This window comes from Flavobacterium sp. UBA7680 (assembly GCF_002482975.1).
Lineage (GTDB): Bacteria > Bacteroidota > Bacteroidia > Flavobacteriales > Flavobacteriaceae > Flavobacterium.
Window position 1 is genome coordinate 40607 of record NZ_DLHA01000036.1, and the last position, 21327, is coordinate 61933.

The 21327-nt window shown below is 30.7% G+C and carries 27 protein-coding genes; 22 read left to right on the forward strand and 5 right to left on the reverse strand.

All coding sequences use genetic code 11. The features are described from left to right. Positions 1-3: 3 nt before the first annotated feature. The 11 genes from B3C18_RS16980 to B3C18_RS17030 all read left to right on the forward strand — a co-directional run bounded on the left by B3C18_RS16980 (position 4) and on the right by B3C18_RS17030 (position 6483). Positions 4-477 (forward strand): Dps family protein, encoded by a 474-nt coding sequence (locus tag B3C18_RS16980; RefSeq protein WP_291149236.1) that lies wholly within the window; start codon positions 4-6, stop codon positions 475-477. A gap of 105 nt (positions 478-582) precedes the next feature. Continuing rightward, on the forward strand, positions 583-768 hold the full coding sequence (locus tag B3C18_RS16985; protein ID WP_053474138.1) for a CsbD family protein: 186 nt from the start codon (positions 583-585) through the stop codon (positions 766-768). Positions 769-931: 163 nt separating this feature from the next. Next, the gene (locus B3C18_RS16990; RefSeq protein ID WP_053474139.1) at positions 932-1483 is read left to right on the forward strand and encodes a helix-turn-helix domain-containing protein; all 552 of its coding nucleotides are present in this window, start codon (positions 932-934) and stop codon (positions 1481-1483) included. Between the two features lie 21 nt (positions 1484-1504). Then, complete coding sequence (locus B3C18_RS16995) at positions 1505-1954, forward strand: response regulator (RefSeq protein WP_053474140.1); 450 nt, start codon at positions 1505-1507, stop codon at positions 1952-1954. A gap of 10 nt (positions 1955-1964) precedes the next feature. Beyond that, positions 1965-3746, forward strand: a complete 1782-nt coding sequence (locus B3C18_RS17000) for a sensor histidine kinase (RefSeq protein WP_291149241.1) — start codon at positions 1965-1967, stop codon at positions 3744-3746. 141 nt (positions 3747-3887) lie between these two features. After that, positions 3888-4457: a DUF4142 domain-containing protein gene (locus B3C18_RS17005; protein ID WP_291149243.1), complete on the forward strand. Its 570-nt coding sequence runs from the start codon at positions 3888-3890 to the stop codon at positions 4455-4457. Between the two features lie 46 nt (positions 4458-4503). Next, on the forward strand, positions 4504-5154 hold the full coding sequence (locus B3C18_RS17010; RefSeq protein WP_291149245.1) for a porin family protein: 651 nt from the start codon (positions 4504-4506) through the stop codon (positions 5152-5154). Between the two features lie 33 nt (positions 5155-5187). After that, positions 5188-5340, forward strand: a complete 153-nt coding sequence (locus B3C18_RS17015; protein WP_291149249.1) for a lmo0937 family membrane protein — start codon at positions 5188-5190, stop codon at positions 5338-5340. 48 nt (positions 5341-5388) lie between these two features. Next, a complete protein-coding gene (locus tag B3C18_RS17020) occupies positions 5389-5673 on the forward strand; it encodes a YtxH domain-containing protein (RefSeq protein ID WP_053474144.1) in 285 nt (94 codons plus the stop codon). A 37-nt stretch (positions 5674-5710) separates the two neighbouring features. Continuing rightward, positions 5711-6064: a hypothetical protein gene (locus B3C18_RS17025; RefSeq protein ID WP_291149254.1), complete on the forward strand. Its 354-nt coding sequence runs from the start codon at positions 5711-5713 to the stop codon at positions 6062-6064. A gap of 38 nt (positions 6065-6102) precedes the next feature. Beyond that, complete coding sequence (locus B3C18_RS17030) at positions 6103-6483, forward strand: hypothetical protein (protein WP_291149257.1); 381 nt, start codon at positions 6103-6105, stop codon at positions 6481-6483. A gap of 348 nt (positions 6484-6831) precedes the next feature. On the opposite strand, the gene B3C18_RS17035 is transcribed toward B3C18_RS17030, so the two are convergent. Both B3C18_RS17035 and prfA read right to left on the reverse strand, forming a co-directional pair. Beyond that, entirely contained in the window at positions 6832-8163 is a 1332-nt protein-coding gene (locus B3C18_RS17035) for a DUF5723 family protein (RefSeq protein WP_291149259.1), read from the reverse strand. Positions 8164-8485: 322 nt separating this feature from the next. Beyond that, positions 8486-9562, reverse strand: a complete 1077-nt coding sequence (gene prfA / locus B3C18_RS17040) for a peptide chain release factor 1 (protein ID WP_291149261.1) — start codon at positions 9560-9562, stop codon at positions 8486-8488. A gap of 393 nt (positions 9563-9955) precedes the next feature. Here prfA and B3C18_RS17045 point away from each other — a divergent pair, with 393 nt between their 5' ends. The 5 genes from B3C18_RS17045 to B3C18_RS17065 all read left to right on the forward strand — a co-directional run bounded on the left by B3C18_RS17045 (position 9956) and on the right by B3C18_RS17065 (position 14294). Further along, the gene (locus tag B3C18_RS17045; protein WP_291149264.1) at positions 9956-10600 is read left to right on the forward strand and encodes a hypothetical protein; all 645 of its coding nucleotides are present in this window, start codon (positions 9956-9958) and stop codon (positions 10598-10600) included. Continuing rightward, positions 10569-11063, forward strand: coding sequence for a nucleotide-binding protein (locus B3C18_RS17050; protein WP_291149268.1), 495 nt, complete (start codon positions 10569-10571; stop codon positions 11061-11063). Before B3C18_RS17045 ends, B3C18_RS17050 begins: the two co-directional genes overlap by 32 nt. Before the next feature lie 54 nt (positions 11064-11117). Further along, a complete protein-coding gene (locus tag B3C18_RS17055; protein WP_291149271.1) occupies positions 11118-13028 on the forward strand; it encodes an SEC-C domain-containing protein in 1911 nt (636 codons plus the stop codon). Between the two features lie 124 nt (positions 13029-13152). After that, complete coding sequence (locus B3C18_RS17060) at positions 13153-13692, forward strand: hypothetical protein (RefSeq protein WP_291149274.1); 540 nt, start codon at positions 13153-13155, stop codon at positions 13690-13692. 200 nt (positions 13693-13892) lie between these two features. After that, positions 13893-14294 (forward strand): hypothetical protein, encoded by a 402-nt coding sequence (locus B3C18_RS17065; protein ID WP_291149277.1) that lies wholly within the window; start codon positions 13893-13895, stop codon positions 14292-14294. 164 nt (positions 14295-14458) lie between these two features. On the opposite strand, the gene B3C18_RS17070 is transcribed toward B3C18_RS17065, so the two are convergent. Beyond that, positions 14459-14791 carry a hypothetical protein gene (locus tag B3C18_RS17070; protein ID WP_291149278.1) on the reverse strand — a complete coding sequence of 111 codons (333 nt, stop codon included), beginning with the start codon at positions 14789-14791 and terminating at the stop codon, positions 14459-14461. Between the two features lie 285 nt (positions 14792-15076). On the opposite strand from B3C18_RS17070, the gene B3C18_RS17075 reads away from it, so the two are divergent. The 6 genes from B3C18_RS17075 (at position 15077) to B3C18_RS17100 (ending at position 19331) form a co-directional block, all read left to right on the forward strand. Beyond that, the gene (locus tag B3C18_RS17075) at positions 15077-16477 is read left to right on the forward strand and encodes a hypothetical protein (protein WP_291149280.1); all 1401 of its coding nucleotides are present in this window, start codon (positions 15077-15079) and stop codon (positions 16475-16477) included. Positions 16478-16488: 11 nt separating this feature from the next. After that, a complete protein-coding gene (locus B3C18_RS17080) occupies positions 16489-17064 on the forward strand; it encodes a DUF6705 family protein (RefSeq protein WP_291149283.1) in 576 nt (191 codons plus the stop codon). Between the two features lie 57 nt (positions 17065-17121). Further along, on the forward strand, positions 17122-17688 hold the full coding sequence (locus B3C18_RS17085) for a DUF6705 family protein (RefSeq protein WP_291149286.1): 567 nt from the start codon (positions 17122-17124) through the stop codon (positions 17686-17688). Between the two features lie 427 nt (positions 17689-18115). Next, positions 18116-18526, forward strand: coding sequence for a DUF6157 family protein (locus B3C18_RS17090; RefSeq protein WP_291149288.1), 411 nt, complete (start codon positions 18116-18118; stop codon positions 18524-18526). Positions 18527-18622: 96 nt separating this feature from the next. Continuing rightward, positions 18623-18826: a YqaE/Pmp3 family membrane protein gene (locus tag B3C18_RS17095; protein WP_291149290.1), complete on the forward strand. Its 204-nt coding sequence runs from the start codon at positions 18623-18625 to the stop codon at positions 18824-18826. A gap of 136 nt (positions 18827-18962) precedes the next feature. Next, positions 18963-19331, forward strand: a complete 369-nt coding sequence (locus tag B3C18_RS17100) for a hypothetical protein (protein WP_291149291.1) — start codon at positions 18963-18965, stop codon at positions 19329-19331. 339 nt (positions 19332-19670) lie between these two features. Here B3C18_RS17100 and B3C18_RS17105 read toward each other — a convergent pair whose 3' ends face one another. Next, the gene (locus B3C18_RS17105; RefSeq protein WP_291149293.1) at positions 19671-20456 is read right to left on the reverse strand and encodes a DUF5995 family protein; all 786 of its coding nucleotides are present in this window, start codon (positions 20454-20456) and stop codon (positions 19671-19673) included. A gap of 178 nt (positions 20457-20634) precedes the next feature. After that, positions 20635-21012 (reverse strand): GreA/GreB family elongation factor, encoded by a 378-nt coding sequence (locus tag B3C18_RS17110; RefSeq protein ID WP_291149295.1) that lies wholly within the window; start codon positions 21010-21012, stop codon positions 20635-20637. Positions 21013-21327 lie beyond the last annotated feature (315 nt).

Sequence of the window (21327 nt, forward strand, 5' to 3'; positions counted from 1 at the left end):
ATTATGACTCCACATATCGGAATATCTGCTTCAAACTTAAAAAAGAGTTCTACTATATTAGCTACGATTTTATCAAACGAAATGACACTTTACGTTAAAACGAGAAAATTTCATTGGAACATTTCAGGAAATAGTTTTATGGAATTGCACAAATTGTTTGAGGATCAATACCGCATTTTAGAAGCGCAGATTGATGAAGTTGCTGAAAGAATTAGTCAGCTTGGCGAAAAAACAATTGGCACGATGAAGGAATTTATCGAAAATTCGACTCTTAAAGAATCTCCAAAAGAATATACTTCGCAAAAACATATGCTTGAGGAACTTCTGGAAAACCACGAACAATTGGTTACCGAATTTAGAGGTTATATTCCGGTTTTTGAAAATGAAACAAAAGATGCCGGATCTGCAGATTTTGTTACGGGACTGCTGCAGGAACACGAAAAAATGGCTTGGGTTTTACGTCGTTATCAGGCGTAAATAAAGGCAAAATGTGAATTATGCAACGATCATCGAAATTCCTGTAACACAAATTTTATTGAGAAACTGCAACTTTACATTGTAATAATAAAAACAAACACGATCATGAATACTACAGAAATAAAAGGAAATTGGAATGAGTTAAAAGGAAAACTAAAGCAAAAATATGCTGAGTTGACAGATGATGATTTAATTTATGCTGAAGGAAAAGAAGATGAATTGTATGGAAAACTTCAGCAAAAATTAGGTAAAACTAAGGAAGAATTTCATCAAATTTTGTCAGATTTGTAAACCTTCTGGCTCAATCAGGAAATACCGTCTAGTAATTAAATGTATTAGGCGGTATTTTTTTGAAACTTTTAGCGATTATTATTACTGTTTATCGATTTTTAAAAAACATTAAACGCGGTAACCCCAAATAATTTATTTATCTTTAACCAAATTTTTTACAAAAATGAAGCTATTTATAAAGTTCGACATAAATACCATCTGTTCACTTTATCTGAAACAAAACCTGGAACAACAAAATATAAATTTTACCAGTTTAGGATTTGGCGAGATTGAGATTGATGACAATCTTGATGCTGATGCACTCGAAACTTTAAAAAATAATTTAACTCCGCATGGTTTTGAAGTCGTCGAAAATCAGAAAAGTGTTTTAGTACAGAAAATAAAAGATGCCATAATTGAACTGGTCTTTATGGAAGACAGTAACAATTATAAAAGTTCTGTATTTTTAGCAGAAAAACTCAACCATAGTTATGGTTATTTATCTAATGTTTTTTCAGAAGTTACATATTCGTCTATCGAAAACTTCATCATTTTACAAAAAATAGAAAGAGCAAAACAATTAATTATTATTAATGAAATGAGTTTGACAGAAATTGCTTTTTTGTTAAATTACTCCAGCGTTGCGCATTTAAGCACGCAGTTTAAAAATACGACCGGAATTACACCGTCGGCATTTCAAAGAATAATTAAGAAACGAAGAGAAAATTTAAAATAAAAAACCAAATACCACACTAAAATGCAAAAAAACGCATTAAATATTTTACTGGCGGATGATGACGAGGATGATCGTCTTTTTTTTAAGGATGCTTTTGAAGAAATCAAGATACAAACAAACGTAGAATTTGTTCATGATGGAATGCAGTTAATGGAGCATTTAATGGACCAGGATAACAAACTGCCGGATATTTTATTTCTGGATTTAAATATGCCAAAGAAAACTGGTAAAGAGTGTTTGATTGAAATTAAAAAAACAGAGCATCTTAAAAATATAATTATTGCAATCTATTCTACTTCATCTTCTGAAGAAGATATAGAAGACACTTTTATTCAGGGTGCCAATATTTATATCAAAAAACCAAGCGATTTTAATACGCTGAAAAAAATAATTAATGAAGTCGTGACCGTAAACTGGCACTATCATACCTCTGGGTTAAATCGTGATAATTTCTTGCTGCGACTAAAATAAAAGTATACCAATGAAATGGATACCAAATTTTAATTCTTCAAACTCTTTGAGAGTTATTTTTGTAATCGCAGTTTTCATTCTGTTATTTCTTTCTTCTATTGCTTATAAACATAATCAGGACTTGAACGAATCAAGTAAACTGGTTATGCATACTTACGAAATAAACATTCAGTTAGAAAGATTAATGTCAGCAATTAAGGACGCCGAAACCGGACAAAGAGGTTATATTATTACCCGCAATGCCCGTTTTTTAACGCCTTATATTTATTCGCGAGACAAGGTAAACACTTCATTCATTACTTTAAAAAAATTAACTGCAGATAATCCCGTTCAGCAGGCAAATCTTCGAAGGTTATTTAAACTCATTATTCAGCGTTTTGTTTCTTTCGAAAATTGTTTAAAATACAGCGATCCCAAAACATATGATAAACGACGACTCGACAATCATATGTTTGGGGGACGAATTCTGATGGAAAACATTCGTTTTAAAGTGGACGAAATGAACGACATCGAAAAAACGTATTTAAAAAACAGACTTAAAATTTATGATGACGAAATTTCTTTAAGTCCGCTCTTCTCTATTTCTCTTTTTTTAACGGCTTTATTTTTTATCCTTTTGGCTTTTAGACAAATCAGCAAGGATTTTCAGCGTTTAAAAATTTTCAATAAAAGACTTTTAATTTCAAACGGATTAATTTCAGAATCTGAAACTATCGGGAAATTTAGTACCTGGCAATGGGATTTAGATTCTAATAAAATTGATTATTCTGATAATCAATATCGTTTATTGGGATATGATCCGGGTTCATTTGTGCCTGTAAAAGAAACTTTTTTAGATTTTGTACATCCTGATGACAAAGAAAATGTTTCGAATTCTATTGAAGGAATTATAAAAAACAGACAGCTTCCGTTTGTGTATTATAAAGTACTGCTTCCGAGCCACGAAGTGAGATATTTTAAATCTACCGGGAAATTATTGACGGACCAGCAGGGAAGTAAAATTTTACTGGGAATTAATTTTGATATTACCGATGAGCATTTGCTAAACATTGAATTACAGGAACGTAATAAAGAATTGGAAAAAAGTAATAAGGAACTTGCATCTTTCAACCACGTTGCTAGTCACGATTTACAGGAACCATTGCGAAAAATCCAGACTTTTATTTCGAGGGTTTCTGATGCTGATAAAGCGGTTATGTCACAAAGTGCCAGAGATTATATTGATAAAATTGAAGTTTCGGCAAAAAGAATGCGTGTATTGATTGATGACTTGCTTTTATTTTCGAGAACCAATACGACTAAGAAAGAATTTATAAAAACAAACTTAGAAGAATTGCTTGAAAATGCGGAATCTGAATTAACCGAAATTATTGATGAAAAAAGCGCGGTTATCGTTTCGAATAAACTTCCTAAGCTTGCCGTGATTCCATATCAAATAGAACAGCTTTTTATCAACCTGATTGGAAATTCTTTAAAATACAGCAAACCAAATGTTATACCTTCTATAACTATTGAAAGTACGAAAGTCAATGCTGAAGATTATCCGAAATTAGATCAAAATATTAAAAAATTCCACAAAATAACTTTTACGGATAACGGAATGGGATTTGATCCTCAGTTTAAGGAAACAATCTTTATTTTGTTTCAGCGTTTACATTCAAAAACAGATTATCCCGGAACCGGAATTGGTTTAGCGATTTGTAAGAAAATCGTAGAGAACCATAAAGGTTTTATTATGGCCGACAGTGAACCTAATATAGGTTCTGTTTTTACCATATTTCTTCCTGACTAAATTCGTCAGCTCCCTAAAACACTACATTTTAAACGTTATATAAATTCTTTATGGGAATTATATAACGTTTCTTTTTTATGCTGTAAAGCAAAACGTTGTATTCGTTAGCATCTTTGTAATGTAATACTTTAAGAAGTAATAATGAAAAAAATCCAAGTACTAAAAGCTGCTTTTTTTAAGGTACTAATTTTATTGATTATAATTTGTGTTTCATCATGCAAAAAAAATAATTCGATAGAAAATACATTAAAAAAAAATGAAGCTTTTACAAAAAACGAGGAGGAAGAAACAATAGCCTTTTTTTTTATTGAAACGGCAAATCTTGGAAAAACAATTATTTCGAAAAGTCAAATTGCACAACAAAAAAGTTCAGACAATTCAATAGTGATTTTAGGTAAAAATATCGAAGGACATCAAAATCGACTGCTGCAGGAAATAACAGAATTAGCGAATAAAAAGCTCATTATAATTTCTGAAATAAATGCAACACACAGAAGAGATACTTATGAGTTGATTACCGCAAATCCAAAGGATTTCAACAGAGTTTATTTAAATTCTATGAAAGAATGCCTGGAACAGCAAATTAAGTTATTAGAAACCGTTTCGAAAGAAACTAACGATAAAATAATTTTAAAATTAGTATTAAAGTATTTGCCTGAACAATTTGATCTCTTAAGGGAAACCGAAAGAATCAGTAATGAAAAAAATTAAAAGAGAATTATTTAAAAGCCCGGATTACTAACTAAATTATTTTATTATGAAAATGCAAAACAATTTTTTATGCGCCTTAACCCTTTTTATCTCAGCTTCATTTGGAATGCTGCACGCTCAGGACAATAATGTAAACACAGAGTTTGGTGTAAAAGGAGGATTCAACATGTCGAATTTAATATCTGATGGTGAGAACGAACCTAATGATGAAAATGTTCTATACGGTTTTAATGCCGGTGTTTATGCCACATTACCAATTTCAGATTTTGTAGCAATTCAACCAGAGATTTTATTTACAACAAAGGGTTCTGAATTTGAATACGACAATGCTTTTGCATCAGGAAATGCTAAATTCAAATTAAACTATATTGAAGTTCCTCTTTTAGTAAGAGTAAACATTACTAAAAACTTTAATGTACATGCCGGTGGATATGCATCATATCTGGTAAGTTCTAAAGTTACAGGAAGCGGAGATTTTGATTTTAATGAAGACATTGATACAGATGACTTAAACAAATTTGATGCAGGTATTGCCGCAGGTGTTGGAGTAGATTTTAACCCTATAAGCATCGGATTACGTTACAATTATGGTCTTACAACTGTTGGAAAAGAAAGAACTGTTGCCGGAACAACGTATACGTTTCCAGACGCAAAAAACAGCAATTTGACTTTATACCTTTCGTATAAGTTAAATTAAAAAATAATTACTAACCCATTAAAATAAACAACCATGTCAAATTTATTATATACCGTAGCAGTAATACTTGTTATTCTGTGGGCTCTTGGGTTCTTTGTATACAGTTTCGGAAGTATCATCCATATTTTATTAGTAATCGCCATTATCGCCATTTTACTGAGACTTATCAAAGGCCGAGAGATTTAAAATTAATCAACATTAAATAAATATATTAATCTATTAAAAATCAATATTATGAAAGCATCTAGCACAATTTTAGGAATCGTAGGAGCTGCAGCAGCAGGAGCATTATTAGGAGTATTATTTGCTCCGGACAAAGGTTCAAACACTAGAAAAAAAATCAAAGATAAATCGAAAGATTACGGAGATAATATCAAAACTAAATTTGATGGTATTGTAAGCACAATCACTTCAAACGGTAAAGACATCATCGAGGAAGGAAAAGCAAAATTCAACCAGGTAAAAGATGATTTCAATACAGTTAAAGATGAAGCTAAAACTGTAAAATCGAACTACTAATACAAAGTGATTTTTTCAAACCATAAATACCAACAACATGGAACCAAATGCAACAACAAACGAGGATTTTAATCTATATGAAAAAGCTGAAAATTATACCAAAACGAGTTTAGAATTATTAAAACTCAAAACAGTATGTTCAGTAGCCGATGGTGTCTCATCATTAGCATCAAAGATCGCAGTTGGCGTTGTTGTTGCATTTTTTACCTTGTTCCTTAATGTTGGTTTAAGTTTATGGATTGGGAAAGAACTTGGGGAATATTATTTCGGTTTTTTTATCATGGCGCTTTTCTATTTAATTATTGCCATTGTACTGCACAAATCGCATCACAAGCTGATAAAAACCCCAATTGGTAACTCGATTATTTCGAGCATTTTAAAAGAAAAATAAAACTGATTTAAAACTATTAATAACTTAAAAAGACTATTATGGAGCCTATTTACACTATTGATGAATTAAATCAGAGAATAAAACTATTAGAAGATCGTCAGGATACAGAATGGAACGCTGTTAAAGACCATATAGAGGATATTAAAGAGAATTTAAAACCTATTAATCTCATTCGAAATACGGTCGAGGAAATCAACGAAACGGTTGGTTTTAAAAGCCACCTGGCACAATCTGCCATCAGCATCGGAATTGGATATCTGGCTAAAAGATTTATTGTAGGTAAAGGCGATTCGATGTTTAAAGGAATTTTGGGCTCAATCGTTCAGCTTATTGTAACCAATCTGGTTTCGAAACCAAGCGAATCTTCGCATGATACTTCAGAAGAAGAAGAAGAATCATCACAATACGAACCATCATAAGAGTAATTTGTTAAACTTAAATTTTAAACATTATGGAAAAGTTAAGCCACATAGTATTAAAAAACGGTGTATACATGTACTCTAATCTATATAAATGTTTTGAATACACACGAGTATTTTTTGGTATCTAACTCGTTTATACGTTTCTGCTATAACAAACGGTTAAACAGTTAATACTTTTAATATATTTTTAAGGTTCTGAGGTGCTAAGGTTCTAAGATGCTAAGATTTTTAGTTTCTTATTCAAAGCTTAAATAAAGCTTCAAAACCAAAAAAGAGATTGTTTTACATATGTAAAACAATCTCTTTTTCATTTTAAATCCTTAGAACCTCAGCATCTCAGAACCTTTAATTGTAATTTTGATAAATTGGCAGTTTCAAACCAACGTATACATTCGCTGCTTTAGAATTGTTTGAAAACAAATTCGAAATCAAAGATCCAGAACCAATAAATAACGGGCCCGCTCTAAAACCAGTTCCAATTTGCGTTCCGCTGTATTCCATATAAGTTATGGGAACATAAAAACTGAATTGTCTCGTTTCGTATCGGGGAGTAAATGTAACCGAATTTGCAATCGCAGTTCCGTTGATTTTTTTTGCATCGACTAAACTAAAATCACTGCTTAAATTCAAATAAAACTTGTTGTCAATATTCCAGTCGAAGTTGGTGTGTAATGCCGTTGGTAAATTTGCTTTTACCCCTTTTCTGGATGAGATTTTGGTATAATAAGTATCAAAAAACTTAAAAACATCGTCTGCACTGTCAATGTCTTCCTGAGTAACATTTCCGGTTAGATCATAAGTATTTTCAGTAAGATTTTTATAATTAAGTTTACCAATATCCGTTACAGCTACAGCAGCTTTAAGCTTATATCTGTTTCCTATACAAGTATGGCAATTGGTTCGATATTCATAAGTAAAGCCTAAATCAAGACCGACACCAGCCGAAGCCAAATCAAATTCAGGATCTTTTCCGTTTTCATAATCGTAGCTTGCGGCTGTTTTCAAAGTTCCTGTTGAGTTATAGGAACTCAAAGCTGGATCTGCATCATTTTTATTAAAAGCAACGCTCAAATTATTTCCGTTGATATAACCGTTTACTCCTGCCATTAAATATTTTACGGTAATCCCCGCTTTCAGAAAATGCACATCATGATCTAATAAAATCGTTCCGTAACTGGCTCCAACTTCTGCCCACGAATTGTAGACACCGTTAGGATTTCCTCCCGATATTAAAAAACTGTTTGAAACATCAATATCTTTATTGACCTCATCAACAAGCTGTCCGTTTACATCAACCAAATTGGTTATGCTTCGCACACGCGTAAAAATGCCAATACTGTGCTGCTCATTAATATTCATCATAAAAGAAGGGCCTAAAATATCCACATTAAAATTCCCTCTATTATTCGATTTAAACTTCTTTTTGGCATCTGTATCGAGATCATAACCGCCGTCAAATATTTCGGCAAAATTAACTCCGTACAAATCATTTTGTGCCGTTGCACTGGCAGAACCAATGGTAACATCGGCTCTGTATTTAGAATCTACAATTGCCGACGGATTAAATAATACTCCCTGAATTCCGGCGTAATTGTCGTCCCGAAACCCAAAATAAGACTGACTCCGGGCATAAAAAAAGCTTCCAAAGAAGCATAATAATAGTAAAGTTCTCTTCATAAATTGGCTATAATTGGTTGATTAGTAACGCAAATATGAAATAAAAAATGACAATATAAAATTTTTTGGAAGTTTCTAAGGCTCTAAGATGCTAAGGTTCTAAGTTTCTCAGAAAACCTTTATAATTAGAAAAGCTAGATTCATAAAAAAGATACTTTTTTTGAAAGGGGCTAAGGTTCTGAGATTCTAAGATGCTAAGTTTTTTTGATAATAAAAAAAGCCGAACATAAGTTCGGCTTTTTTATATTTTAATCTAAAATCCAAAGTCTACAATCTAAAAAAAACTCAGAACCTCAGTATCTTAGCACCTCAGAACCTTAGATTAGTATACTTCCGACGCTTCCTTCAATTTCTCCATATTGTTTACCAATTGTAATTCGGCAACAATTTTTTGGATATCACCATTCATGATGTTTCCTAAATCGTAAAGCGTTAAACCAACTCTGTGATCGGTTACACGACCTTGAGCATAGTTGTACGTACGAATCTTAGCCGAACGGTCACCAGAACTTACCTGAGAACTACGTTTTGTAGCATCTTCTTCTTGTTTTTTGGCTAATTCCATTTCGTACAAACGAGAACGTAATACGATTAAGGCTTTATCTTTATTTTTATGCTGCGATTTCTGATCCTGACATTGCGCTACTAATCCAGTTGGAGTGTGCGTTAAACGTACTGCCGATTTCGTAGTATTTACAGATTGTCCTCCAGGTCCAGATGAACAGAAGAAATCTACACGAACATCGTTCATATCGATTTGAACATCAAACTCTTCTGCTTCTGGTAAAACCATAACAGTAGCTGCCGATGTATGCACACGACCTTGTGTTTCAGTCTGCGGAACACGCTGTACACGGTGAACACCCGCTTCAAACTTCAAAGTTCCATAAACATCCTCTCCCGAAACCTCAAAAATAACCTCTTTGAAACCTCCAGAAGTTCCTTCGTTCATATCAACAACCGAAGTTCTCCAGCCCATGCCTTCGCAATATTTAGTATACATTCTAAATAAATCCCCTGCAAAAATACTAGCTTCGTCCCCACCCGTTCCGGCGCGAATCTCAACCATTACATTTTTAGCATCTTCAGGATCTTTAGGAATCAACATAAATTTGATTTCCTCCTCAAGTTGAGGCAAGCGTTCTTTTGCTTCGTCAAGCTGCATTTTGGCCATTTCGGTCATATCAGCATCGCTTCCGTCAGCAATAATTTCGTTTGCTTCGTCAATATTTGCTAAAACAAGAATGTATTCTTCTCTCTTTTCAACCAGAGCTTTTATGCTTTTATATTCCTGGTTAAGCTGCACATAACGTTTTTGATCAGCAATAACATCCGGCTGAATAATCAAATCCGAAATCTCATCAAAACGCTGCTTTACATATTGAAGTCTATCTAACATTTTCTAATTCCTTTTATTGGACTGCAAAATTACAAAATTTTTGTGGAAAATTCTAGTGTTGATTTTTTGGGAATTTTGAGGGTGGTTTTGGGAGAAATTTTAGTGGATTTATAATCTTTTTTAGGAGCTGTTTCCTGCTATCCGTTACAATCTTTTGTGCCGGACCCCGGCACAAAAGGATTTTCACTTCTATCAGGGCTAAAAAATTGTTTTCAAAAGATTGTTTACGGGTTTCCCGTAAGAATTTTGAATTTAAAGAAATTATGTTTGAAAAATTATCAAACGACCTTTTTTATTGAAAATCAGGTGTTTTTACGTGGTAATTAATTTAGAATAAAACCGATGTTTGTTTTTATAAAAAGTTAAATATTAACAATTTCATTCTTAAAATAAATGAGCAAATTTCCATTGGATATAGTAAACTTCAACGAAGATTTAGATTATGAGCTTGAAACAGCAATTACAATTGCGAACGCAATTCAGCATGATTTTATTTTTCATAAATCAGATCAAACTATAACTCAAAAATTCAAACTCATACATTATGATAATAATGACGGTAATGAATTCTTAAATGACTCTTTTGAAGTTAAAAATAGTTTATCTGGATATTTTCCATATATGCTTTTTGTTTCTGGAAATCCATTGGAAGCAGATGGCTGGGGGAATTTATTTGCTCATACTCATTCTGAAAATGGAGTTTCAATAATTACTACTAACAACGTTCCTGATCTAATTATTCCCAGAGAAAAAATTGAGGCATATTTTGTTTATTATTTTGCTCGAACTTTAATGAAGCTACTTTTTATTGGTAAATATAACCATGACATTCCATCTGAAAAGGGGTGCTTATTTGACTTTATGCAACAAAAAATAGATATACTTAAAAGTATGAGAGCGAATGCAATTTGTGATCATTGTAGAAGAGAGATTAGAAAATATGAAAAAAAAATGTCCGAATCTCAATTTCAGTCTATTGATAGATTACTTTCTAAAGCGGGGGCAATTGTTAGAAGGCGAGCCAAAAACATCTACTAACTCAGATAATGCTAAATCAAAAATATTTATTGGATCTTCAACTGAAGGTTTATCAATAGCAAGAAAGATAAAAACTGGGCTGAAATATGATGCACATGTTGACACTTGGGCAGATGGATTATTTGATGAACCAGGAAAAGCTTATATTGAAGTACTAGAAGATATATTAGTAAATTATGAATATGGCATCTTTGTATTCAATCCAGACGATACAATATTTAGTCGCGGTAAAAAATTGTCAATTCCAAGAGACAATGTGATTTTTGAATATGGAATGTTTTTAGGTAAACATACTAGAAAAAAGGCATTTTTTATCGTTCCAAGAGGTGCCGATATTAAAATAATGACAGATGTTCTTGGTATTACTTGCCTTGATTATGATCCTACTAACACTAATTTACAATCTGCCGTAAGTGATGCTTGTGATCAAATTAGGGATTTAATCCAAAAACGAAAAAATTAATTGTAAATGGGTTAACTATTTAAATAAACACCTAGTAATTAAGCTAATCAATTTATGAAAGAAAGAAGAAATGATAAGTATTCTTGCGGAAGCAATAAAAAATACAAAAATTGTTGTTTAGAAAAAAACAAGATAATAAATAATACAACTCCAATATTACCTCCTATTTATCAATTAATTATTCATAAATTTATTAGCGAACAACACATTGATGTTGATAAAGAATTAAAAAAATACGAAACCGAAATATACAATTCTATTTCATTTTCTAAGAAAAGTAATCCCGATATTTTAAAAGATTATATAAGAGTAACTGAAACCTTAATGAGAAATATCTCTTCACAATACTCTACCTATGAATTATTATTTTGGTCTAGACGATTAGCACCATTAAATATTTTTGAGATTTCAGAACTTTCAGTAATGTTATATAGAGATGTTCAAAGTTTGTGTTTTTATAAATATGGAATAAGTGAAGAAAATATTCTTATTGGTGCAAATCATTCTGTACACCCAAATAGCATGGAACAATATAATGATTTACAATACCTTGTAGTTTTAGACAAACTTAAAAATGAAAATTTACCTGAAAGTATTTACAAAGTGATCTCTGATGTTATTAGAATAGAAATCTTAAGCTATTTATATATACGAGCAACACAATTTTATAGAATAGCTAATAAAGGAGGCACTATAATTTTCGATAATATTAATAGAAAAATTATGTCTGCCCCTAATAAAGATATTGAATTTCTTATTGACATGTATGATGAGAGGCTTATAAATTCAAATATTTTTTCACGAATAGGGGCTTATGTTGACACTACTTTTAGCATAGAAAACGATGGGTTTTGTCCTCATTTTCAATTGAATGTAGATCATAAAATAAAAACAAAATTTTTTAATTTTAAGAATACCGAATATTCAAAAATATTTAAAACAGAAAATGACAAAATTGAAATTGCAACTAACTATTTATTAGGAGCAAACAACATTATTAATATTTATGATTTCTTAATTTTGTTTGAAAAAGAGTTTGAAGATTTTTATTCATTCGCAGTTGTAGACTTTATATTATTTCTTGCATATTTAGGAAACAAAGTCTTAAGTGACATTTCAATTAATTTTGAATCACAATTTCAAATTTTAAATAGAGCATATATAATAGCTAAATTTAATATTGATGAATTTAGTAAAGATTTTGAACAAAAATATATAGAAATTCATCGAGTCATTTTTAAAACAGAAATTGACCATAAAATAGAAGCAAATAAAATATTTCACACATTCTTGTTGCAAAAAGATAATAAAAATGATATTGACTTATGGACAAGAGGTCCAAAACGTTTTTTATATCAATTATCTAATGAATTTATGGTCGTTGATTATTCCGGTTTAACAGAAATCATTTCATATATCGTAAAAGAAATTACTAGTGTTGATGGAAATATTGGTAATAGGAGGGCCATTTTTTTTGAAAACTCCTTAGAATCAGAAATAGAATCAATCTATACCAAAGAAAAAATGTGGATATGCAAAAATGAAATTACTTCTAATAAATTTAAAAAGGAAATTGACGCTTCCTTTATTATTGATGATGTACTTTTTTTGATCGAAGCAAAAGCAATAAATGTTTCATTTGGTTTTGATAAAGGTGATGAAGTCGCAGTAAACTATAGAATAAATAAAATGAAAAGTGCCTTAAAGGAAGTAAATGAAAAGGCAAAATTCATACACAAATACAAGAATGACTTAGATAAAAAATTACCTGAAAATATAAAATATATTTGTCCCTTAGTTATATCAACAAATCCGGAATATATTTGGAGTTTAGACGAGAAAGATGAACTATTTATTTCTAAAGAATTAAAATTTCCAAGAATTATATCAATGCCAGACATCAAAAAGTTGCAAGAATTAGATTTATTAGAATTGAAGACTAAGAAATGGGTAATTAATTTATAATCTATACACCTTGTTAACGTAAACACCACGTTTGTTCACTTACATACATATTAGTCAACAGTAAGGCCCTCTCGCTGACAGAGGGAATTGATCATATAATATATAGATTCAAAAGATTAAAAAAATGAAAGATTTTTTAAAAGATTATGGAACATTAATAGGACCATTAATTGCTTTCACCCTAGGAGTAATTGCATTGTATATAAAATTTTATATAGATAGACAAGTAGAGAATTGGAAAAGTAAAAAAAAAATGGCGAAACTGATTAAAATCATACAGTCATCAAAACCACCATTAAAATATTATCCCTTGAAAAGTAAAGACAGGTTTTTCCATGCAGATCAAGCTAGAAATTTAACTAATGTCTCAATTTTTTATAAACGACTTGAAGTAATTTTAGCTTTTATGGGAACAGTTGAAAATGATATTTTAACAAATTGTTCAGTTATCGAAATTCAACAGTTTCATGATCTAAAGTTTATAGTAACCCATCTAGCAACAGATGTAAATAAAGCAAAAAATAAACGTTTAATAGTTTCTAAAGAAGAAATATTAGATCGAGAAGATTTTAATGAAATTGATTTTTTAAGAATTCATGACTCATATAATCGCTTAATTATTGTCAGTAAAAATCCTGATAAAGAATTTAAATATATAGACTGATAAAGTAAAAATTTTAGATTGTGTGTATGTCTTCATGTTCAAAAGCGCGGACTTGCAATCCGCATCCACAATAATAAGACATAATATTAACATTCAAAGCCCAAAAACCGAATTTCCGTGAGCACAGATTTCAATTCGCTCTAATAGGTTAATAGAAATTAACATTATGTAGATCAAGATTTCTTTTTCAAAACATTACAATGACACAAAACAAACCATCCCATGAAGATATTTATGAAAAGTTATCTTCCCTTTTTAATTTAAAGTTTAAAGCACAATTGAAAGATAGTCCAATTGTTTTTGATAACTTTCTACAAGTAAAAAATGTAGTTCTGGAAAATGAAAATTATGTAATTCTATTTAAAAGTGAGAAAGAAATTCTTAAATTTAAAAATAGAGAAGAATTCATAAATAGCTTTATCAGTTTTATAGATATCAAAATAAATGAGTTTAATGAAGAATTCGAAGAACTACAAAATTTTGAAAGAAGATCTATGGGAATTAAATATGATGAAAATGAAGTTTATGTGCGCCACGAAAATATTGGACATGGTATAATGAAATTGGATCAAATACGAAATAAATTATTAAGCCTAAGATAAAATTTAATTCCTCACAATTAAAAAAAATGCGCAAAAACTTTTAAAAAATCCTTTGCGCATTTCCTTTTATATTAAAAAAGAAACTACTTCCCTAACAATTTCCCAAAATACTCAGTCATTTCTTTTTCAGCCTGAACCAAGCGCTTGCGCTAGCTGCAGAAAATTTATAATATACCAGACTGTAAATAAACCTTATGCAAATCATCCAATAACTCCATTTCTTCTTCCGGCAGAAGCTGTAATGCAATTTCAAGTAAAGTCAATACATTAATATCTGTTTCTTTATGAAAAACGGCTAAACTTCTCGCTTCTTTATTCATTAGAACAATACTGGCTTTAAGCAAATCTGAAACTATTAGATTTAATTCGTTATAAGAAGAAACTTTTAGCGGTATTGTAAATGAAGTGTCTTCTTTATGTTCCAGTTTTAGTTTGGTGAAATAATTTCTTTTATTCATTAATTCTAACAATTCTTCGGCTCTTTCTTTATTTTTCATTTCTATGATTTTTTTTCAAAACGAAATTAGAAATAACAGATTATTTTTTAGAGATTGTAAACAATCGAGTGTATACAACCGAGTTTTAAAACCTAAAACTTACATGAATTATGTTTGTTTTTAGCTTTTCAAATCATATTTTTTGGAATAAATACTATTGCAAAGAAATTTAAACAATTCAATCCTAGAGAATTGTCTTATATTGATATTTTCTAAACTTTTAGTGGCAAGATATTGATTTTTAGCATGGTAAATTGGTTTTAATTAACTTATAACCATAACACTATGAGAAAAAAATTTAAGAATGCAGCAAGATTAATTGTCGTTTTTATGATTTTAGCCACTTGCACAAAGTGTCAGAAAGATGATGATTTAGGACAGGCAAATGATAAAACCCTTTTATCTGCCAAACAATGGTTTAAAAACTATGAAACCGAAGGAAGTAATTATGCATTATTTCAGAATTTAGACTACAACTGGAGCGATGCAGCAATTACAAATTCAGAAGATGGGACAAAAACAATTATAGTTCCCATTAATGAAGTCAAAAAAGACCCCACAGAAAATTGGGAGCAAAAACTGTACATTTATAAACTGGCGGAAAATAATTACGAAGCCTCATTGATTGAAATATATCCTGATAAAAATAACACAGATCCAGATAGCTCGTTAATCGAAAGTGAAATTTTTACTGGTTATATAAGTGTTGGCGATCTCAAAAAAGGGTTTCTAAAAGTGGCTAAGTTTGAAAATGGTAAACTTGTAGAGAATGGTATTATTAACCTGCGTTCTAAAAATAAAACTGCTAAAGCCCCTTCAAATCAAGTTCCGTGTCCGGTAGGAACAGACTGTGATACAGATATACCCGGTGGAGGAACACCGTTAAAAGAGGTAGTTGTAAACAATAATTACCAAAACCCTGGCACAGGTTATATTATAATATATAATAACAGTGGCGGCGGTTATACAGGTGACACTACTGGCGGATACACAAATCATGGAACTGGTACTGGTACAGGCGAAAGTGGAGATAATGCAAATAACACAAATAATCCTTGTGATAAAATAAAAGCACAAATGCTAATTGTTAATATCACGGCCAAAATAGACGAATTAAAGAAAAAAACTAATTTAAAAGTTGAAACTGGATACTCACAAAGCAAACAGGGACCTTTTACAGCAATAACCGGAACTTCAAGCACAGATAATGCAGATAAGATGAATTTTCAGCCCGATTCGAATACAGTAGGATATATACATACTCATCTAGACCCTTATGATAAAGTAATGGCAAATAGAGACATAGACCCAGTAGAACCTATCAAAATATTTTCTCCTAAGGATGTGAGAATGTTTTTAATTTTGGTTCTTAATGCTAATCGATACAGCATCCCTATTAACGATGTTTATGGCACAATGGTATCCAGCACAGGAATTTATCAATTGAGATTTACAGGGAACATAGCTGATGTAAGTGTAAAAGGCAGCAGTATAACTTGGGATGAAGGCCTTGATAAAATTTACAAAGAAATAATGAAAAAAAATAGTTTAGAGGAAGGGTTCTTAAAATTTTTAAATCAACAAATAGGAATTAACGGGATAGAATTGTATAAAATTGAAAACTCTGGAAATTCCAAAAAAGTATTAGATAACACTGGAAAAGTAGCAACTATTAACTGTAATTAAAATAAACAAACATGAAAAAAATACTTATATTAGGATTGATAGTTCTTTCAGTAATATCCTGTAAAGCACAAACCATTGTACCTGTCGAAAAAGCTATAGATTATAGAAGAGCTGGAAATGGTATCCCAGACAATACCTACTTAAAAGATGTGAATAATTTGCTTGGAAAATATACAGGGACTTGGAAAGGTAGTTACGGGAGCAAAAACTATACTCTGTTCGTAACTAAATATACTTATACTTTTGAAAAAGTAACTTTTGATGAATTACGAATTCGCTATTTAATTACATCAAGTAATGGCACAATATTGGAAAATACTCAGAGTCTCCCGGATACCAATCCTTATATCATTACTGGTTCTTATTTTGGTAAAGATTTAGCTGTTTACGCACTAGATTTTTCTGGTAAAAATACTAAATGTGGAAATGCAGGAACAGTATTTATTCGTATAAAAAATACAGCAAATACACTTATGTCATTTGGTTTTGAGCCAGATAAAATAGTGATTTCAGATCAAGATTGTCCTGGATTTAAAGCTGCAGAACTTACTTTCCCTAAAGATGGTTTAATGTTGACTAAACAGTAGTTTATATCTAAAATCCTCAAGTAAAAAATACTTGAGGATTTTATAAAAAATGAGCCTATGAAAAAAATAATATTATTAGGTATTTTAATCATAACTAATATATCTTGTAAATCTCAAGTTCTGCCTCTGGAAAAATTAATTGACTATGTAAAAGTAGATCAAGGTGCACCAGATCGAACAATGTATATCAAAGATGTTAATAATATAAGACAAAATTATCTTGGCGTATGGAAAGGATCGTATAATAACAAGAACTATGAAATATATTTTACCAATTATACTAATCATTTTATAATTGATGAAGATCAATTATTAATGCGCTATTTAATAACTGATTCTAATGGTAAAATTTTAGAAGATACGCGATCATTACCTAATGACAGTCCGTTTATTGCAACAAGTCGGTATTATGAAAAATCATTTTTCGTTTTAACTTATCAAGGACGTCAAAGTGATTGTGGACAAGCAGGAGAGTTATTTATTGAAGCACAAAAAGGTACCAATTACAAAACCTTAAAATTATTTTTATCACCAAGACAAGGTTTTATAAATTCTCAGACTTGCCCTAATGGTGCTGCAGTACAATTATTTCCTAAAGATGGCTTCATGCTAACCAAACAGTAATTATTTATAATTCTCAAGTAGAACAAATACTTGAGAATTATATTAAAAAATGCGTTATAAAAAAATGAAACAAACTTTCAATAATTTCGAAATTGGATTATTGATTTGGCAAATCCTTATCTTAATAATTCTCTTATTTATTTTGTATTTCTTATTTCTTCTTGTGAAATTTCTAAAAAGAAAATAGAAAATATTAGACCATAATGAGTTTTAATAAAAAAACGGTGCAAATGTCTATGACTTTGCGCCATTTTCATTTATATGAATTGAGATTTTCTAAAATTACGAAGTAAATTTTACCTCTGCTGGCGCGCGAATCTCATAGTTAAAACATAATATAATAACTCACTAAATAAAAAACATTATTTTCGTTGGTAAAAATATCCCGTAAGAAAAATCTATATTTACAAAGCAAATTTATAGGAAGATGAAAATACACACCACCAACTATTTTGATACTTTTATAGAAACAGCAGAAGACAGCAAAGTTTCTCACGGAACAAAACCACCAAGCAAAGACAAAAAAACAGTTGCAGAAATGCAATACGAGCTAATTAGCAAAAATCCGTATAAATATACCTCAGATGATGTTCTTTTTCAGGTATTTGCTGATCGGAATGATTTAACAAAAAGCGAATACGAAAAAGCCAGAGAAGATTTTTTTTCTAAAGGACAAGCTTGTTTTCGCGCCTCACCCCTCCCAAAAACATATGGTTTTGGAATTCATAATGACCATAATGGAAAAATAGCCATTTTTGGCATGGAAACAGATGAATACCTAAAGTTTTTAAAAGATCCCAAAATCAAAAAAGTAAAAGCTATGAAATCTGCTCGATGATTTTCCTGCTCGCGCTAGCGGCAGGCAATTGGATTCTGAAAAGTAGACTTGCAAAAAATCATGTAACTTTTTTTATATTTACAGAAAACAAAAAAAATGATGACACTAATTGCGATTTTCTTTCCCTTTGCTTCTTTCTTTTTGAGAGGAAAAATATTAACTTCGATTATTTGTCTAATCTTGCAAATAACTTTAATTGGCTGGATTCCTGCAGCAATTTGGGCTGTTATTTCTTTACAGAATTCAAGAGCTGATCAGCGTAATAAGAAACTAATAAGAGCAATAAAAACCAAATCTTAAAAGAATAAAGATCAACAAAATCACGCCACAACACATTCCATATTTTTTTCTTCCTCGCTGACGAATTGCTGCAAAGAAAATTTGCAGAAAACAAATCAAAATCAGCATCTTAATAAATAATTTATAACCTCATTTTGTGAAAAAAGTATATTTTTTTCTATTACTTGGCTCCCTTTCTCTTAAAGGTTTTTCTCAGGAATCGAATTGCGAAAAATTTAAAACTGGAAAATTTCTTTATACAGCCGAAGGACTTCCGGATATAATTGTAACCCGAACTAAAACAACCCAAACCGAAACAATAAAAGAATCAAAAGACGAAATTGAAGGCTCAATTATTTGGAAATCCAATTGCAATTATGAATTCACTTTTACAAAATGTCCGAGACCCGAATTTTTAGGAAAAACCATATCTGTCGAATTATTTGATATAAATGGAAATAAAGCCAAAGGAAGAACTTTGTTTGAAGGAATTAGCCTTAATTTCAATTTAGAAAAACTGGATTAATCTCAATCCAAAATGAAAAAAACTATACCACAACAAAAGTGGAATTATCACGACAAAACTTAAAAAAACAAGTTATTAAAACTAATAATATGCTGTTTCGCTAGTGTAATTATGAACTTCTTATTTGACTCTGAAAATTTTGATAAAAGTGATATTGTATTTTCAACTATTTATGGAATTGCAATATGGGGGCTTTTAATAGCTCAAAAAAAATCTAAAAACCCTATAATTCCAATATAAAATGACTGAACCCAAAAAGAAAAACTGGCTCAAAATAATTGTCGAGAATTTGCTTAGTTTTATTTTAGACTTGAGATAACCCTTTCCTTCTAATTGTAATCAAACAGTAACACATTCCATATTTTTTTCTTCCATTATCTGCATATCGATTATTTTTTGAGCGACAGTTCCTCTTTCAAATAAGCGAATAAATTTGAAAACGGCACTAACAAAATATCCGGGGTTTGAAACTAATCTGGCGATTTCTGTTATTCTTTCGTCTCTTAGTTTTGTACAGGCTTCTCTTTCGTTTTCTGGAACCGCCACAAATTCATTGGCAAATTTCCACGCACCATTTCTTGCCTCTTCCATACTGAAATCAATAAAGAAATTATCTATTTTGCCCGTATATTTTAATATCCACGTAAGTGTTGGCCAAATTTTAATTAAACATTTTTCGACACCTGCTACCAAACTGCTAAGAATAGCGTTTATTTGGTCAAAATCATGTTTTAAATCTGCGATATCTTCTACCGTACTAATTTGAGCCGAGGCAATTCCTAAATCAAGGTTTACGTGAGCATTGATTCCGAGTAGTAAATGCTGTAAAACTATTGGCCAAAACTTTTCGGCTTGTTCAAAAGCAAATCCCCAGCATTCAGATGGTTTTTCTTTGGCCTGATATTGATAATAAGCTTTTAAATATCTATTGGCAAAAATAACATCCAGCTTTTCCATTCGTTCGCCATTTTGAAAAGAACCAGCCTGAATACCTTGTTTGACTCTTATAGTAACTTCACGATACAAAATAGCAAATAAACCTATATTGCTTTGATCAATCTTTGATTTTTCTATTATTTCATCCAAAAACTGAATTACTTCATCAATAGTATTTGCTTGTTTCATAATCGTTTATAGTTGGTTATAGTTAATTTTAAGAAGAACGAATATAAGTATTTTAATCTTTTAATATGCGTTTTTTGAAGCAATTATCTTGTTATTTTTTTTCGTTTTGATATAAAAAAATATCCCAAAAGAAAACTCTTTTGGGATGTTACTAACTTAAATCGAAAACAGCTGCGTATTAGGCCTCTACTTCTACTTTTAAAATTTCTAATTTTAAATTGCCTTTTTTAGCTGGCCATTCTACAAGATCTCCAACCTTGTAACCAACCATTGCAATACCTTCATCAGAAAGAACCGAAATTTTGTTTTTACTCACTTTTACTTTTTCGGGACCAACAAGAAGAATTGTTTTTTCTTCATTATTAATGTGGTCTTTATAGGTTACTTTTCGGTTTACCGAAACAATATTTTCAGGCAGATTTTTTCTCAATACCTGTGAGGCATTTTTTAACTCGCTCAATAACAATTCTTCCTCTTGAGGCGTTACTTTTTTTCTTCTTACATGATCTTTAATTAAATCGTATGTTCCTGTTGTTAATATAATATTTTGTAACATGACTTTCTTGTTTGCTTCACTTTCATAAAGTATGATATACAACTCTTCACTGAATATCTTGCAGCTCCATCTAATTCAGTGATATCATATCCTGAATGAAAATTGAAGATTAAATAAACGAACTATATAAATAAAGGGTTTCCCTGCCTAGAGTTGCGACAGGGCACAATTGATAAACTCTTTTGAGTTTTTTAAGAAAGTATCATCATGCAGATATAATAAGGTGTACATCAAGCACATCAAACCGTTATTTACCAAATAAAAATTTGCAGTTACCATTATTATAACAATTATAATTTCGATGCAATATACAGT

What these genes read in the sequence shown, in the direction of transcription:
- B3C18_RS16980 (WP_291149236.1), top strand. Translation starts at nt 4, where the DNA reads ATGACTCCACATATCGGAATATCTGCTTCAAACTTAAAAAAGAGTTCT.
- B3C18_RS16985 (WP_053474138.1), top strand. Translation starts at nt 583, where the DNA reads ATGAATACTACAGAAATAAAAGGAAATTGGAATGAGTTAAAAGGAAAA.
- B3C18_RS16990 (WP_053474139.1), top strand. Translation starts at nt 932, where the DNA reads ATGAAGCTATTTATAAAGTTCGACATAAATACCATCTGTTCACTTTAT.
- B3C18_RS16995 (WP_053474140.1), top strand. Translation starts at nt 1,505, where the DNA reads ATGCAAAAAAACGCATTAAATATTTTACTGGCGGATGATGACGAGGAT.
- B3C18_RS17000 (WP_291149241.1), top strand. Translation starts at nt 1,965, where the DNA reads ATGAAATGGATACCAAATTTTAATTCTTCAAACTCTTTGAGAGTTATT.
- B3C18_RS17005 (WP_291149243.1), top strand. Translation starts at nt 3,888, where the DNA reads ATGAAAAAAATCCAAGTACTAAAAGCTGCTTTTTTTAAGGTACTAATT.
- B3C18_RS17010 (WP_291149245.1), top strand. Translation starts at nt 4,504, where the DNA reads ATGAAAATGCAAAACAATTTTTTATGCGCCTTAACCCTTTTTATCTCA.
- B3C18_RS17015 (WP_291149249.1), top strand. Translation starts at nt 5,188, where the DNA reads ATGTCAAATTTATTATATACCGTAGCAGTAATACTTGTTATTCTGTGG.
- B3C18_RS17020 (WP_053474144.1), top strand. Translation starts at nt 5,389, where the DNA reads ATGAAAGCATCTAGCACAATTTTAGGAATCGTAGGAGCTGCAGCAGCA.
- B3C18_RS17025 (WP_291149254.1), top strand. Translation starts at nt 5,711, where the DNA reads ATGGAACCAAATGCAACAACAAACGAGGATTTTAATCTATATGAAAAA.
- B3C18_RS17030 (WP_291149257.1), top strand. Translation starts at nt 6,103, where the DNA reads ATGGAGCCTATTTACACTATTGATGAATTAAATCAGAGAATAAAACTA.
- B3C18_RS17035 (WP_291149259.1), bottom strand. Translation starts at nt 8,163, where the DNA reads ATGAAGAGAACTTTACTATTATTATGCTTCTTTGGAAGCTTTTTTTAT.
- prfA (WP_291149261.1), bottom strand. Translation starts at nt 9,562, where the DNA reads ATGTTAGATAGACTTCAATATGTAAAGCAGCGTTTTGATGAGATTTCG.
- B3C18_RS17045 (WP_291149264.1), top strand. Translation starts at nt 9,956, where the DNA reads ATGAGCAAATTTCCATTGGATATAGTAAACTTCAACGAAGATTTAGAT.
- B3C18_RS17055 (WP_291149271.1), top strand. Translation starts at nt 11,118, where the DNA reads ATGAAAGAAAGAAGAAATGATAAGTATTCTTGCGGAAGCAATAAAAAA.
- B3C18_RS17060 (WP_291149274.1), top strand. Translation starts at nt 13,153, where the DNA reads ATGAAAGATTTTTTAAAAGATTATGGAACATTAATAGGACCATTAATT.
- B3C18_RS17065 (WP_291149277.1), top strand. Translation starts at nt 13,893, where the DNA reads ATGACACAAAACAAACCATCCCATGAAGATATTTATGAAAAGTTATCT.
- B3C18_RS17070 (WP_291149278.1), bottom strand. Translation starts at nt 14,791, where the DNA reads ATGAAAAATAAAGAAAGAGCCGAAGAATTGTTAGAATTAATGAATAAA.
- B3C18_RS17075 (WP_291149280.1), top strand. Translation starts at nt 15,077, where the DNA reads ATGAGAAAAAAATTTAAGAATGCAGCAAGATTAATTGTCGTTTTTATG.
- B3C18_RS17080 (WP_291149283.1), top strand. Translation starts at nt 16,489, where the DNA reads ATGAAAAAAATACTTATATTAGGATTGATAGTTCTTTCAGTAATATCC.
- B3C18_RS17085 (WP_291149286.1), top strand. Translation starts at nt 17,122, where the DNA reads ATGAAAAAAATAATATTATTAGGTATTTTAATCATAACTAATATATCT.
- B3C18_RS17090 (WP_291149288.1), top strand. Translation starts at nt 18,116, where the DNA reads ATGAAAATACACACCACCAACTATTTTGATACTTTTATAGAAACAGCA.
- B3C18_RS17095 (WP_291149290.1), top strand. Translation starts at nt 18,623, where the DNA reads ATGATGACACTAATTGCGATTTTCTTTCCCTTTGCTTCTTTCTTTTTG.
- B3C18_RS17105 (WP_291149293.1), bottom strand. Translation starts at nt 20,456, where the DNA reads ATGAAACAAGCAAATACTATTGATGAAGTAATTCAGTTTTTGGATGAA.
- B3C18_RS17110 (WP_291149295.1), bottom strand. Translation starts at nt 21,012, where the DNA reads ATGTTACAAAATATTATATTAACAACAGGAACATACGATTTAATTAAA.